At 49.7% G+C, this 14763-nt stretch carries 11 protein-coding genes; 1 reads left to right on the top strand and 10 read right to left on the bottom strand.

All coding sequences use genetic code 11. The features are described 5' to 3' along the window. Positions 1 to 263: 263 nt before the first annotated feature. From cysI to AC1RRX_RS02230, 4 genes are all read right to left on the bottom strand, one after another. Entirely contained in the window at positions 264 to 1979 is a 1716-nt protein-coding gene (cysI, locus tag AC1RRX_RS02245; protein WP_144463909.1) for an assimilatory sulfite reductase (NADPH) hemoprotein subunit, read from the bottom strand. 27 nt (positions 1980 to 2006) lie between these two features. Then, positions 2007 to 3815 carry an assimilatory sulfite reductase (NADPH) flavoprotein subunit gene (locus AC1RRX_RS02240; protein WP_144463908.1) on the bottom strand — a complete coding sequence of 603 codons (1809 nt, stop codon included), beginning with the start codon at positions 3813 to 3815 and terminating at the stop codon, positions 2007 to 2009. 174 nt (positions 3816 to 3989) lie between these two features. Next, positions 3990 to 6305: an RNA polymerase recycling motor HelD gene (gene helD / locus AC1RRX_RS02235; protein ID WP_144463907.1), complete on the bottom strand. Its 2316-nt coding sequence runs from the start codon at positions 6303 to 6305 to the stop codon at positions 3990 to 3992. Positions 6306 to 6475: 170 nt separating this feature from the next. Continuing rightward, the gene (locus AC1RRX_RS02230; protein WP_007410017.1) at positions 6476 to 7084 is read right to left on the bottom strand and encodes a trimeric intracellular cation channel family protein; all 609 of its coding nucleotides are present in this window, start codon (positions 7082 to 7084) and stop codon (positions 6476 to 6478) included. A 222-nt stretch (positions 7085 to 7306) separates the two neighbouring features. Between AC1RRX_RS02230 and AC1RRX_RS02225 the strand changes: the two genes are divergently transcribed. Next, on the top strand, positions 7307 to 8107 hold the full coding sequence (locus AC1RRX_RS02225; protein WP_007410016.1) for a zinc-dependent metalloprotease: 801 nt from the start codon (positions 7307 to 7309) through the stop codon (positions 8105 to 8107). Between the two features lie 33 nt (positions 8108 to 8140). Here AC1RRX_RS02225 and AC1RRX_RS02220 read toward each other — a convergent pair whose 3' ends face one another. The 6 genes from AC1RRX_RS02220 to csoR form a co-directional block, all read right to left on the bottom strand. Beyond that, entirely contained in the window at positions 8141 to 8560 is a 420-nt protein-coding gene (locus tag AC1RRX_RS02220) for a disulfide oxidoreductase (protein ID WP_007410015.1), read from the bottom strand. Further along, a complete protein-coding gene (gene bdbD / locus AC1RRX_RS02215) occupies positions 8550 to 9221 on the bottom strand; it encodes a disulfide bond formation protein BdbD (protein ID WP_032867964.1) in 672 nt (223 codons plus the stop codon). Before bdbD ends, AC1RRX_RS02220 begins: the two co-directional genes overlap by 11 nt. Before the next feature lie 117 nt (positions 9222 to 9338). After that, complete coding sequence (locus tag AC1RRX_RS02210; protein ID WP_144463906.1) at positions 9339 to 11450, bottom strand: heavy metal translocating P-type ATPase; 2112 nt, start codon at positions 11448 to 11450, stop codon at positions 9339 to 9341. A 149-nt stretch (positions 11451 to 11599) separates the two neighbouring features. Then, positions 11600 to 14029, bottom strand: a complete 2430-nt coding sequence (locus AC1RRX_RS02205) for a heavy metal translocating P-type ATPase (protein WP_136803290.1) — start codon at positions 14027 to 14029, stop codon at positions 11600 to 11602. 83 nt (positions 14030 to 14112) lie between these two features. Beyond that, positions 14113 to 14319: a copper chaperone CopZ gene (gene copZ, locus AC1RRX_RS02200; RefSeq protein WP_015240581.1), complete on the bottom strand. Its 207-nt coding sequence runs from the start codon at positions 14317 to 14319 to the stop codon at positions 14113 to 14115. A 75-nt stretch (positions 14320 to 14394) separates the two neighbouring features. After that, positions 14395 to 14700 (bottom strand): copper-sensing transcriptional repressor CsoR, encoded by a 306-nt coding sequence (gene csoR, locus AC1RRX_RS02195; RefSeq protein WP_003151723.1) that lies wholly within the window; start codon positions 14698 to 14700, stop codon positions 14395 to 14397. Positions 14701 to 14763 lie beyond the last annotated feature (63 nt).

The following is a 14763-nucleotide window of genomic DNA, read 5'->3' as shown; positions in this document are numbered from 1 at the left end:
TTCAATATATTTTCCGCACGCAACCATTCTTCTTTTATTTTACCCGTTTTTATTTAAAATTTCTCATAACGTGCTCACGGCGAACTTTTTTTGCCTTCAGCTACATTTTTTCTAGAAAAAGAAAAAGCCTGTTTTCTCTGAAAACAGGCTTTTTCGCAAGCTGCGTCATCTGTTTCATGACGCGGTGCAGCGTTTATGCTGCTTAGTAAAGGATAGAGAACGCACCGTCAGTGTGTCTCTATCCTTGGTTTTAAGTGCTCATCTTATTCGTGAAAATTCATGCCGTCTGTCGTCGCTTTAATGATGCCCGCGCGGATGACGAAATCGCCGAAGTGTTCGCCTTCCTCACGCTCTTTCGCGTAGCGCGGGAGAATGGTGCGAAGCTCACTCAGAATTTCCTCTTCACCGATATTTTCCCGGTACATTTTGCTCAAACGGCTGCCGTCAAACGCCGCTCCTAAATACATATTATATTTTCCGGGCGCCTTTCCGATAAATCCGATTTCGCCGAGCGCATGGCGGGCGCAGCCATTCGGGCACCCGGTCATACGGATGGTGATTTCTTCATCCCGCAGCCCGTTTTCGTCAACAATGTCTTCAATCTTATCAATCAATTTCGGCAGATACCGCTCGGCTTCGGCCATGGCGAGCCCGCATGTCGGAAGCGCGACGCAAGCCATTGAACTGCGGCGGAGGGCGGAATGCTGCCGGCCGTCTGTCAGACCGTATTGTTCGATTAATGCGCTGATTTGTTTCTTTTTCTGGCTCGAGACATTGCCGATAATCAGGTTTTGATTAGAAGTGAGACGGAAATCTCCCGTATGGACTTTGGCGATTTCACGTAATCCCGTCATCAGCTTATAATTCTCATAGTCCGTGACGCGGCCGCCTTCGATAAACATCGTAAAGTGCCATTTACCTTTTACACCCTTCACCCATCCGTAACGGTCGCCGTTATGGTCAAAATGATAAGGTTTCTCTTCATCCAGCTGCCAGCCGAGGCGGTTTTCCAGCTCGGCTTTTACGTTTTCCAGCCCGAGACGGTCAACAGTGTACTTGAATCTGGCATTCTTTCTGACGGAACGGTTTCCGTAATCGCGCTGAATCGTAATGGTTTTTTCCGCTACATCATACAGCTGCTCCGGTTTGCAGAAGCCGATGACTTTTGAAAGCTGCGGATAAGTGGCCTTATCGCCGTGCGTCATTCCCATACCGCCGCCGATTGCAACGTTGAATCCGATAAGACGGCCTTCCTCCACGATGGCAATGAAGCCGAGATCTTGAGAAAAGACATCGATATCATTGGACGGAGGCACGGCGATTCCGATTTTGAATTTCCGCGGCAGGTACAGCGGCCCGTACATCGGTTCCGTTTCCGTGTCAGGAGTGCCCGCCACACGTTCCTCATCAAGCCAGATTTCATGATAGGCTCTCGTGCGCGGAAGAAGGTCATCGCTCAATTTCTTCGACCATTCGTATACTTCCGCATGAATTTCAGACTGGTGCGGATTTGAAGCGCACATGACGTTTCGGTTGACATCTCCGCAGGCCGCAATGGTATCAAGCAGCGCCGCATTGATTTTCTGAATCGTTTTTTTCATGTTCCATTTTAAAATTCCGTGCATTTGGAACGTTTCACGCGTTGTCAGCTTCAATGTATTGTTTCCGTATTTTTGCGCCAGTTCATCCATAACAAGCCATTGTTCCGGAGTTGACACGCCGCCTGGCATCCGAACGCGCAGCATGAACTGATAAGCCGGTTCAAGCTTTTGTTTTTGACGTTCATTACGGAGATCGCGGTCATCCTGCAAGTAGCTTCCGTGATGCTTCATCAGCCGGTTGTCATCGTCCGGGATGCCGGCTGAAATCCGGTCGAGCATGACTTCTTTCAATGTGCCGCGCAAATAATCACTTTTTTCTTTAATTTCCTCAACATCACTTGGAGGGCCTTCCGGCGCTTTTAAAATGTTGTTCACCATGCTGAATAAGCTCCTTTCAAACCAAAATCAATATACGTCACGCTGATAGCGTTTTTTCTGCTGCATGTCTGCCAGGAAGCTTTCCGCTTTTTCACGGCTCATGCCGCCTTCTTCCTGAATGATATCGAGAAGCGCCTGGTGCACGTCATGCGCCATATGCTGTTCATCACCGCAGATGTATACGGCGGCTCCCTGCTGCAGCCATTCATAAAGCTCTTTGCTTTGTTCTTTCATGCGGTGCTGCACATATACTTTTTCCTCCGAATCCCGGGAAAAAGCGACGTCCATTTTTGTGAGAACACCGTTTTGCAGCCATTTTTGCCATTCCGTCTGGTACAGAAAATCAGTGACAAAGTGCTGATCCCCGAAAAACAGCCATGTTTTCCCTTCAGCTCCGGTTTCTTCACGCTCCTGCATAAAGGAACGGAACGGCGCGATGCCTGTCCCCGGCCCGACCATAATGACCGGTGTATCCGGATTGTCCGGCAGCTTGAAGTTTTGGTTGTGCTGAATGTAAATCGGAAGCGTATCTCCCGGCTGGAGTCTTTCCGCACACAGAATGCTGCAGACGCCTTTTCGTTCTCTGCCGTGCGCGTCATATCTGACCGCTCCGATTGTCAGATGCACCTCTTCCGGATTCGCTTCTAAACTGCTTGCGATCGAATAGAGCCGGGCCGGCATTTTACGCAGGATGGAAAGAAAGTCTTCCGCTGTCGCTTCCCACGGCCCGAAATCCCGGACGAGATCAAGCAGATCACGGCCGTTGATGTACGCTTTCAGCTGCTCTTCGTTTCCTTCGGCCAAAAGTTCACTCAGCTTTTGGTCAGCCGTAAACTGTGCGGCCTTTTGCAGGAACGGTTTTGTTAAGACGGTTATTTCAAAATGAGAAGTAAGCGCATCTTTCAGCGGGAGGCGCTCTCCTTGTTTATTCACCGCCACTTCCTGTTTTGGGTCCCATTTCAGCTCATTGATCAGCTCATCAACGAGCGCCGGATCATTTTCCGGATAGATGCCGAGGCTGTCTCCGGGCTGATACGCGAGGCCCGACCCTTCAAGCGAAAGCTCGAGATGGCGTGTTTCTTTATTCGAACCGCGTCCGTTCAGATTGATGTTCTCAAGAACCTCCGCCCGAAACGGGTTCGTTCTGGAATAAACGGATTCACCGAGAGCCGGCGTCTCGGCAGGCGCTTCGGCTGTTTGATTTCCCGCTCCTTCGTTCAAACCGCCGATGACCGCGTCAAGCCATTCAGAAAACGGCTCATCATAATCAAGATCGCAATCAACCCGCGGCGCAAGCTGGGTGCCGCCGAGCTCTTGAAGACGCTCGTCAAACTCTTTGCCGGTCTGGCAGAAAAATTCATACGAGCTGTCCCCGAGCGCCAAAACGGAGTAACGGAGCACTTCAAGCTTCGGTGCGCGTCTGCCGTGAAGAAATTCATGAAAGGCCAGCGCGTTATCCGGCGGATCGCCTTCTCCGTGCGTGCTCACCACGATCAATAAATTGTTTACTTTTTTCAGATTATTCAGCTTAAAATCGTTCATCGATGCGACGGTGACCTGGAATCCCCGTTCCTCAAGCGTCTTTACCGTCTGTTTCGCAAGACCTTCCGCATTTCCCGTTTGCGATCCGTATAATACGGTCACTTCTTTCGAGACTGCCGGGCTTTCTGCAGGAGCCGGAGCAGCGGGTGCGGCTGTTTCACCGGATTCGGACCGGGCCGCAGCCAAATAACCGCTCAGCCAGATTTTCTGTGATTCTGTCAAGGTCGGCAGAAGGCGGTTAAGGAGCTCTGCCTGCTCCTGATTAAACGGACTGTTCATGACCTGAAGTTGCAACGATATCCACCTCACAAGGAATTAAACGTAACGTACGTTATTTCTATAGGAATTGTCAAAATAATATTCTAATTGAAACTTTACCGAAAGTTTGTATGTAAGTAAAATATATAATCATGATGACAATGATTAAGATTCCTAATGATAAAAAGCCCTTTGCACTTGGCAAAGGGCTTACACGAATAAGCCGGCGGGCACTTCTTTTATAAAAGGAGAGGGTTCTCCCGGAGACAAAACGGTCAGATGATGCATCGCCCGCGTACAGGCCGTATATAACAGCTTACGGTCATGTTCGCTTTTGTACTGGACAGCAGAGGCGTCAGCGGCAATGACGGCGTCAAACTCAATGCCTTTTGCCAAATAAACGGGAATGACGCATACCCCTTTTTGAAAAGGCTGGTTTTCTTTATTGATCAAGCGGACACCGCTCTCGGCGCTGACTGCCTGAAACACTTTTTTGGCTTCCGCGGCCGTTTTGCAGATGACGGCGACCGTCTCCCAGCCTTTTTGTCTGAGCTCCCGGATTGTATCCGCCAATTGTTCCTGCCGCGCATTTTCTGTATCCGTCCGCAAAACACGCGGTTTTTCCCCGTTCCGGTTAAAAGGCTCAATGTCATCGCCGTCAGCCAGCAGCGCTTTCGTAAATTCAACAATCTGCCGCGTCGATCTGTAAGTCCGCTTCAGGCTGACATACTTTTCTGCACCATTGCGAAAGCAGCCGGCGAGGGAAGAAGGGCCCGTAATGGTGTGGGCATAAATCGACTGGCTGACATCACCGAGCACCGTCATCTTTGCCGCCGGGAAGATGCTTTGAATATACGTGAGCTGAAACGGGGAATAATCCTGAGCTTCATCAATGAAGACGTGCTTCATTTGTGTGTTTTTTCTTTTTCCTTCTAACAGATCCTGCAAATACAGATACGGAGCGGCATCTTCATACGGAAGTGACCGTTCTGCAAATGCGTTTCTGGTCAAAGCGCCGATGCTCTCCCAATGATCGGGCTTTTCATCAGCTCCCCAATCTGAAAACAGCCGGAGATACATCCGTTTTATATCGAGAAAGCCGAGCCGTCTGACGGCCTGCTTAATCGGTTTAAAGGCTTTGCCGACAATAATGGCGCCAAGCAGCCGCTGTTCGCGCTGATGGTCGTCAAATGCAGGTTCATCATCTGCCGCCTGCTTCTTGAGTGTTTGATAAACCTCAGCATAGTCTTCCTTATCAAGCAGCTCGCTCTCCTGCAAGACCCATTCCTTCTTACGCTCCTTTTTTTCGAGAGCGCTGATTTCCGCGAGAAGCCATTCCGCCGTCAGCTCCGCTCTGTTCGGAATCGGCAGCTGCTGATCAAGCGAATAAAAATAGGCTTCAATCCGCTCTTTTGAAATCAGGATGTCTCCCCGGAAGCTGATCTGTTTACACATCAGGCCGGAGACCGAAAGCGATCCGGCATAACGGTCAATCAGGGCCTGGAAAGCTGGTGACGCTTTGTAAGCAATGGCTGCGAGCCTTACGAAAAGTACGTCCTGATTTTGTTCAGTCAGGCAATATTCAAGCTGCTCGTACGGGCTTTCACAATCAAACTTTCGTCCGAGCCGGCGGAGGATATATTCCTGAAAGGTGGCCTGCTCCATATTCTCTTCTCCCAATTCCGGCAATACGGCGGAAACATAACTGTTGAACAAAATGTTCGGGGAAAACAATACAATCTGACGGGCATCAAGCACCCCGCGACCGCGGTACAGCAAGTAAGCGGCCCGCTGAAGCGCCGCGGATGTTTTTCCGCTTCCGGCGGCTCCCTGAACGATGAGATATTTGCTTTTTTCATCCCGGATGATTTCGTTCTGTTCTTTTTGGATGGTTGACACGATGTTTTTCATATGCTGTCCGGAATGCCCGCTCAGCACCTCTTGCAGCATTTCGTCACCAATCGTCATATCCGTGTTAAACATCGCTTTAAGCGTCCCGTTTTTAATGATAAACTGCCGCTTCAGTGTGATGTCTCCTTCTATCGTTTCTTCGGGAACTTCATAGCGGGCTTTTCCCGGGGAATATTGATAGTAAAGAGATGAGATGGGCGCGCGCCAATCATAAATGAGAAATTGCTCGTTGTTTTCATCCATCAAAGAAGTCAGCCCGATATAAATCCGCTCGGAAGAGGACTCCCCTTTTTCCGTAAAATCGACACGGCCGAAGTAAGGAGAGGTTTTCAGCTTTTGGATTTTTTGAAGCTGCCGGTATTGAAGCCGATGCGTCCGTTCACGTTCTGAAAGCATTTCCGCCTGCTGTTTAATGCTTGAAAATGTCTCAGCCGCTTCATGGGCATCATCCATATTCACGGTGACATCATCCCAAAACGTTTTTCTCAGCCCGACAATATCCTGCTTCAATCCGCCCGATGAGGCTTCAAGATGAGTTTGTTTCTGTTCCAGTTCCTTCATGACAAAATTGAGTCTTTCCTGCTCTTCTTTCCACTCTTTATCACGTTTTGCCATCAGCGGCACCTCCGACATCAAGCTGACAAATCCGGCTTTCATCTTACAAACATATATGCAACATATTATTCAGCATTATGGTCAAATACCCTTTTTCTTATCATATCGGGCGTCTTTTTTTATCAGAAGCCGTTATGAAAAAAAACCGATTTCTTTATGAAATCGGTTTTTTACTGATCTATATGATAGGAACGATTCGGCAGGCGCCACCTGAACACATAACTGCAGATGCGGCATGCCACAAGCACAAGAAACAGCACATACAAACCGGCGGCATCCCCGGCCCAGCCGAGGCCCACGATTAACCCTCCGAGCGCGGCCCAGACCGCGTAAATTTCCGCCTTGAGCACAAGCGGCTTCCTGCCCGCGAGCAAATCCCGTATGATGCCGCCCCCGCTGCCGGTGAGGACCGCTGCCGCAATCACCGCACTGAGCGGATGGCCCATTTTCACGGCATATAAAGCACCTTGGATGGCAAACGCCGAAAGCCCGATGGCATCGGATAGGTTGCCCCATTTACTCCAATGCCTTAACAGCAGCTTCGGAAACAAAAAGACAATCGTAACTGATGCGAGAGCGATTTGAAAAAACGCGCCTTGCTCCCACAAGGCGGAGACCGGAACACCAATCAGCAGATTTCGGATCGCTCCTCCGCCGAACGCCGTTACAATCCCCAAGATATACACGCCTAAAATATCATACTCCTCTTCCATCGCAACAATCGCTCCGCTGACCGCAAACGCAATGATGCCGATTACACTAAGCAGCTCCCAGGCCATTCCATATGCTCCTTTTTATTTGTTAAATTTTCTGACGACCATTAGATTTTATAATCGCTTTCTCTTAAAATCAACCTTATTTTTGAAAGATTCTGATTCCTAATCCGGGACAACCTCACTCGCAACGGCTGGGAGCAAGAACATTTACCTATTTTATACTATTTTGGGAGGTTTATTGGAAGTTTCATTGAATACTTTCTCTAACAAAAAGGGGGTTATGAGATGAAAATCAGTTCACTTGTTTTTCCTGTTTTATTGGCCGCCGGATTAATTCCCGGCCTGCCGTCAGCCGAAAGCCATACGCATTCGCACACTCATGCGGAGCCGGCGAAAACGGTGTATACGGACCCGCTTCCGAAAGCCGATCATTTTAAAGATCTGAAGGGCCCGGTCCAAGTCGAACAGACGGTTGACACAAAAATTCTGGATGAAAACGGCAAGCAGGTCGGCACGAAACGATTCAATGCCAATGTCAGTCAGGATAAAGCCTCAACTAAAGCCAGCACGGGCAGCCAGAAGGTCAGAGTGCTGGCGGTGGCGGACGCTGAATACCGCGCCAAATACAGCGACTGGCAAACGCGAATCGTCCAGATCGTGGAGCAGGCGGATGTTGCTTTTAACCGTGATCACAACATTGATTTCGTCGTACAGGCCGTGCAGGCTTGGAATTCCTCCGGCTCAAACAGTTCTCAGATTTTATCGAATCTCCAAGGCAGCTTCAGAAATCAAAATTATCATTTTGTCGTCGGTTTTACCGCAAAATCAAGTTTTGACGCCGGCGGTATCGCGTATGTATATAACGGCAAACCGAGCGGCCCGGCTTTCAGCGTGAACCTTGATCAAGGAACGGCCAACACGGCGAAAGCGGCACAGCACGAGTTTTCCCATAACTTCGGACTTCAGCATGACGCCCAAGGCAGCGGCATCCGCTGCGTCATGAATTATGATTATGCCTATTCCGTGGATATTTGGGACAGCTCCCATAACAGACAGATTGCGACAAACAAAGCTTGGTACAAATAATAGAAAAAGAGCCGCTCCCATGGAGCAGGCTCTTTATTTTGCCGTGCGTTCCGTTTTGACAAAACACATGCAGATAATAATGAGAATAAATGCCGTCAATGCCAGGAAAGGAATGGTAATGAAACCGAACCAGTTAATATATTCAGATGAGCAAGGCACGCCGTAGACACACGGCTTGATGCCGCTGAAACCGGGCACCTTCTGCTCAAGGTAATGCATGATCGATATAAACGCGCCGATGACGGCCATCGGCAGCACGTATTTTTTCACGCGCGTGTCACCCTGGAAGGTGGCGATTCCTAAAATCAGGACAAGCGGGTACATGAGAATTCTTTGATACCAGCACAGCTCGCACGGTATGAATTTTCTGATCTCGCTGAAATAAAGGCTGCCGAGCATAGCAGCAAGAGCAATCACCCAAGAAGCATATAAAAATACGATTCTATTTTTCATTTTTCAGCTCTTTCTTAATCGTTTTTGAAATCTCCTCATATTTAGAGAAGTCATTAATCACTTTGTCATTTACGTAAATCGTCGGTGTCGCCGTAATGTTTAATTTATCATTCAGGTCAGTGTCAGCTTTCAGCTCTTTTGCAAATGTCTCTTTATCAAGGTTTTCCTTCAGCTTGTCAGGATCAACCTTTTTCGCGGTGCTTTTGACCGTTTTTTCAAGCAATGCAGGCGTGACCCATTCCTGTTCGCTTGACGGCTGCTGTTCAAACAGCTTTTCATGGAATGCCCAGAATGATGCCGGGTCTTCTTTCCACACTTCTTCTGAAGCAAGAGCCGCCAGACGCGAGCCGCTTCCGTGGTACATGACGTTCACAAATGAAAATTTCACGTCGCCTTTATCGATAAAATCTTTTTTGATTTTCGGAAAGATATCGCTGTTAAATACTTTGCATGACGGACACTTGTAATCTCCGAATTCAACTACCGTAACAGGGGCGCTGTCTTTGCCGAGCACGGGCTGTCCTTTAATGGAAGGCTGTTCGGCGACTGTTTCGCCCGCTTTTTCCGTTTGGTTGTTAATAATTACGATGGCCGCAAATAAAACGACAACGATTAACGTCAGAATCACCGCAAATTTCGCAGACGATTGTTTCTTTTTCACTCAGACACCTCATTGTTTTTAAAATAAAAAAGAAGCGGATGCCGGATGGCCCGCTTCTCTATTTTACCAAGACAACCTTGTTTAAGAAAACCCTGAAAAACGAATTATCTTTGACAATTATTCCGCTTTCACTCTCATGACGCGCATCGCGTTGGCAACGGCGATCAGCGTGACGCCTACATCTGAAAAGACCGCTTCCCACATGGTGGCGAATCCGAATGCGCCAAGCAGGAGAAAAATGATTTTTACGCCTAAAGCAAATCCGATGTTCTGCCAGACGATCCGGCGTGTTCGGCGTGCAATCCGGATGGCTTCGGCTGCTTTTGACGGCTGGTCTGTCATCAGGACGACATCGGCCGCTTCGACGGCGGCATCAGAGCCGAGAGCCCCCATGGCAGCTCCGATGTCAGCTCTGGCAAGCACAGGCGTATCATTAATCCCGTCGCCGACAAACATCAGTTTTTCATTCGGTAAAAGCGCCGCTTCAAGTTCTTCGACGCGGTCTACCTTGTCACCCGGCAAAAGCTCTGTGTACACGTCATCAATACCGAGCTCTCGGCCGACAGCTTCTCCGGTCTGCTTTGAATCACCCGTCAGCATCACTGTCCGCTTCACGCCGAGCGCTTTTAAATTGGCAATGGCCTGTTTGGCGTCCTCTTTGATTTCATCGGCGATCACGATCGCCCCCGCATACTGCTGATCAACGGCGACATAGACGACGGTTCCGTTGTTTTCAGCTGTACCGGAAGCGATTTGTTCTTTTGCCATCAGTTTTTGATTTCCGGCTAAAATCGTTGATCCGCCGGTTTTCACCCGAATGCCGTGTCCGGGTATTTCTTCATATTCTTCAATCTCCTCAGCCGAGAGCGGTTGATTGTAAGCTTCACGGATGGAAGAAGCAATCGGATGATTGGAATGGGCTTCTGCAAGCGCGGCCGCATGAAGCAGGCTGTCTTTCGTAAACCCTGCCGCCGGTTTGATATCAGTAACGGCGAAATTCCCTTTCGTTAAGGTTCCCGTTTTATCAAACACGGCGTATGCCACCTGATTGAGCGCTTCTAAATAGTTGCTGCCTTTCACGAGCACCCCTGCTTTAGACGCAGCTCCGATACCGCCGAAAAACCCGAGCGGAATGGAGACGACGAGTGCGCACGGACAAGAAATCACAAGGAAAATCAGCGCGCGGTACACCCAGTCGGATAGCGCGGCTGAAGGCACGAGAAGCGGCGGTAAAAAGGCGAGAAGCACCGCAACAATGACAACGGCCGGTGTATAATACTTGGCAAACTTCGTAATAAAGTTTTCCGTTTTCGCTTTGCGTCCGGCCGCATTTTCGACCAGATCCAATATTTTTGACACGGCAGAGTCTTCATATCCTTTAGAGGTTTCAATATGAAGCACGCCGTTCTGATTCATAAATCCGGCCATCACATCTTGCCCCGGCTCCGCTTTTCTCGGCACGGATTCGCCCGTTAAAGCGGATGTATCAACCATCGAAGAACCGCTCAGTACCTTTCCGTCCAGCGGAATCCGTTCTCCGGGATTCACGACGATGACCTGTCCGACTTTGACGTCCTGCGGCGGAACGGCAGTCATGCCGTTTTCCGTTTTCACATTGGCGTACTCAGGACGGATGTCCAATAACGCGCTGATCGATTTTCTGGATCGGCTGACGGCCGCTCCCTGAAACAGTTCACCGATTTGGTAGAACAGCATGACCGCGACGCCTTCCGGATACTGATGAATCATAAATGCGCCGATCGTGGCAAGCGCCATCAGAAAATGCTCATCAAATACCTGGCCGCGGACAATGTTTTTTCCCGCTCTGGCTACGATATCGCCGCCGATGATCAAATACGAAGCAAAAAAGAGCAGAAACTCAAGGACGGCGCCCGTGTGCGCGAAGTAAGCGATGACGGCCAAAACGGCTCCCGCAGCCAACCTCACTAACATCAGCTGCAGCTTTTTGCGGTATTCATCCTCGCCGGGTTTGTCTTCGTGCTTCGAACGAACGGTCACATGAGGATCAATGGACCTTACTTTTTTCGCGACTTCGTCTTTCATCCATTGCTCGTTTTTGCCGCCGGCTGAGACCGTGATGGTGCTTGCCGCAAAATTGACAGCACAGCCGTCTATGCCGTCAATGGCTTTTACGCCGTTTTCTATTTTTTTTGCACAGTTGCTGCAATCAAGTCCGTCTAATACAAATTCACCTTTGGCTGCTTTCATTTTCGACTCACCCTACTTTCCGTAATAGGATTCCCATAACATCAATACAGCTAAACGAATTTATATATATGAACATATACTCATATATTTGTTTTCTCTATTATATGCAGGCTTTGAATAAAGTGTCAATAAAAAAGACAAAACAGGCATCAGCCCATTTTGTCTTTTTTTACCTTCTGTAAACGCAAAGCATTAAGGACGACCGATACTGAGCTGAACGCCATGGCAGCGCCTGCCACCCACGGGGCCAGAAAGCCGGCCGCCGCAATCGGAATGCCGATGCTGTTGTATCCCAATGCCCAGCCTAAATTCTGCTTGATGTTTCTCATGGTCAGCCTGCTCATGCCGATGGCGTCGGCAATGCCGTTCAGGTCACCGCGGATCAGCGTAATATCCGCCGCTTCCATTGCGATATCTGTGCCGGTGCCGATGGCCATTCCGATATCGGCCACAGCCAGCGCCGGAGCATCATTGATGCCGTCACCGACCATCGCCACGCGCCGGCCTTCTTTTTGCAGCCGGGAAATTTCCGCCGCCTTTTGTTCGGGAAGCACTTCGGCGATCACGCTGCCGATGCCCGCGGCTTTTGCAATGGCTTCCGCGGTCTTTTTGTTGTCACCGGTCATCATGATGACGTCAAGCCCCATATCATTCAGGCGTTTCACCGCGGCCGGAGATGTGTCTTTGATTGTATCGGCGACTGCGATAAGCCCCGCCGCTTTGCCGTCTGCCGCAATAAGCATCACCGTTTTTCCTTCCGCCTCCAAGCGGGCCATGTGAGGAAGCAGCGCCTCATGTTCGATGTGTTCCGATTCCATCAGCCGTCTTGATCCGGCAAGAATCGTTCTGCCGTCAGCCTCGGCGTATATTCCCGAACCGATCCGGGCTTGGAACCGGGTGATTTTCGGGATGGCAATCCCCCGTTTTTCGGCTCCTGACACGATGGCTTCTCCAAGCGGGTGCTCTGATCCCGTTTCGGCGGCCGCCGCCAGCCGCAGGAGTTCCTCTTCGTTCATTCCCGCTGCCGGTACGGCATCTGTCAGAACCGGTCTGCCGTTTGTCACCGTTCCTGTTTTATCCAGTACGATGGTCGTCAGACGCTGTGTTTTTTCTAAATGCTCTCCGCCTTTAAAAAGAATGCCGAATTCAGCTGCGCGGCCGGAGCCCGCCATAATGCTCGTCGGAGTGGCGAGCCCGAGTGCGCACGGACAGGCAATGACAAGCACGGCGATGAATTTGCCGATCGCTTCAGAAAACTGTCCCGGCGCGGCCCATACATACCAAATGAGAAAAGTCAGCACGGCCAGCCCCAGCACAATCGGAACGAAAATGCCTGAAATGTGATCCGCGAGCCGCTGAATGGGGGCTTTTGACCCTTGGGCTTCTTCCACGATTTTAATAATGTGTGCAAGCGCGGTATCTTTCCCGACATTCACCGCTCTGATTTTGAGAAAGCCGTTTGCATTGATCGTCGCCCCGGTGACGGTGCTTCCGGGAGACTTATCGACAGGCATGCTCTCCCCCGTAATCATCGATTCATCAATTGCGGAATGGCCTTCAATCACTTCGCCATCGACAGGAACACGTTCTCCCGGTTTCACATATACGATATCCCCCGTCCGGACCTCGTCAATCGGAATCACCTGTACCTTCCCTTCCCGCTCAACCGCCGCCGTCTTCGCCTGAAGCTTCATTAACTTTTTAATCGCTTCTGATGAGCGGCCTTTCGCTTTCATCTCTAAAAGCTTTCCAAGCAAAATCAAAGTCAGCAAAATGGCGCTCGTTTCATAATAAAGCCCCTCTACATGTCCGTCTCGTCCGAGAGACGCAATCGTCATGTACAGGCTGTATGCGTAAGCGGCCGTCGTTCCGAGCGCAACGAGAACATCCATATTGGCGCTTTTGTTTCTCAGCGCCTTGTACGCTCCCATATAAAAAGGCCAGCCAATGACGAGCTGCACCGGGGTGGCAAGCGCGAATTGCAGCCACGGATTCATCAGGATATCCGGCATCCAGATAAAAGAAGTAAAAGAAAAATGGCTGACCATCGACCATAGAAGCGGAAATGAGAGAACGGCAGAAAATATCAGCCTGATCAGCTGTTTTCGCTGCTCTTTCTCCTTTTGGGATAATCCGCCGCCTCCATCAACCGCTTTCTTCTCGTCTAATCTGTAGCCGAGTTTTGCCACGGTCTCTTTCAGCTCTTTCGGTGTCACCTCTTTCGGATTGTATTCAACGGTGACCGTTTCAAGGGCGAAATTCACCGGCGCGCCCACAACGCCCTCTGTTTTGTTCAGGCACTTTTCAATCCGATTGGCGCAAGCGGCGCACGTCATGCCTTCAATCTGAAACTCGGCTTTTTCCGTCACAACATGGTACCCGAGTTTTTCAATTTTATCCTTTATGGCGCCAGCTTCGATTTTGTCAGGCTGATAGGAAATATTTGAGGTCTCAAGCGCAAGATTGACGGAAGCGTCATTGACGCCGTCCATCCGTTTCAGCCCTTTTTCAATTCTTGAAGCGCAGGCGGCGCATGTCATGCCTCCCACTTGAATGGTCATCTCTTTCGGTTCACTCAATGCCCTCACCTCTTCTCACAAACCCCCAGGGGGTATCATTTTCATAAAAGAAAACCGCGCCCGTTCCCGAAGCGCGATAAACCTTATACGACGTCATACCCTTGATCTTCAATCGCGTCTTTTATATCTGATACGGAGACTTTGTTCTCATCAAACGTCACATCCACCTGTCCGGCTTCCAATTTCACCTGAACCGCCGTCACTCCGTTCAGTTCTCCCACTCCGGTCTCTACTGCTTTGACGCAGTGCTGACATGACATGCCTTCGACTTGCAGTGTTTTTTGTTCCATGATGATTCCCTCCACGTCTTGTTTTTTCTTCTTCATGTTACCATACCCCTGTAGGGTATTTCAAAACATTTTATTTTACGATTTTGCGATTTTTTTCACAACATCAAGCAGCTCGGCAATCGCCTGCTCCCCGTTTCCGCTCTCAATGGCGCCGGCTACGCAGTGATGGGCGTGATCTTCCAGCAGATGAAACGCGACTTTCTGCATGGCCGCCTGTACGGCTGAAATCTGCACGAGAATATCCACGCAGTATCGTTCGTTATCCACCATATTCTGAATGCCCCTGACTTGGCCTTCAATCCGTTTCAGCCGGTTCAGGATCTGGTCTTTTTCTTTGGCGCTTTTATGATTTAACGATTGATGCTCGGTATGTTTGTCCATTTTCCACCTCGGTTTTTTTCTTCGTTATCTTCATTATACAGACTTGAAAATCCGGTGTAAAAA

Source organism: Bacillus sp. GW821-FHT11D08 (assembly GCF_058808515.1).
The sequence above is the reverse complement of the archived record's forward strand: the minus strand, read 5'-3'. Positions and strand labels throughout refer to the sequence as shown.